The sequence below is a fragment of the Aminobacter sp. MET-1 genome, from assembly GCF_026521175.1.
GTDB lineage: Bacteria > Pseudomonadota > Alphaproteobacteria > Rhizobiales > Rhizobiaceae > Aminobacter.
The window spans coordinates 1-257 of record NZ_JAMSHL010000137.1; the positions used below are offsets into that span (position 1 = coordinate 1).

A 257-nucleotide genomic window follows, 5' to 3' on the forward strand; every position below is an offset into this window, starting at 1 on the left:
GACAGGGATGATGGTGTAGACGGCGGCGTCGAGGTCGGCGACCTCCTCCACCACCAGCGGGTTGTTGCCGCCCATCTCCAGCGCCAGGATTTTCTGCGGCTGGCCGCCAAACTGGCTGTGCAGCAGGTTGCCGGTGCGACTGGACCCGGTGAAGAACAGACCGTCGAGCCCTCGGTGGGCGGCCAGCGCGACGCGGGTTTCGCGACCGCCCTGGACCAGGTTGAGCACGCCGGCCGACAGGCCGGCCTGGATCCAGG

At 69.3% G+C, this 257-nt stretch carries 1 protein-coding gene; it reads right to left on the reverse strand.

From position 1 onward, the window contains the following. On the reverse strand, positions 1-257 hold a 257-nt coding region (locus NDO48_RS29355), incomplete at both ends, for an aldehyde dehydrogenase family protein (RefSeq protein ID WP_267322938.1).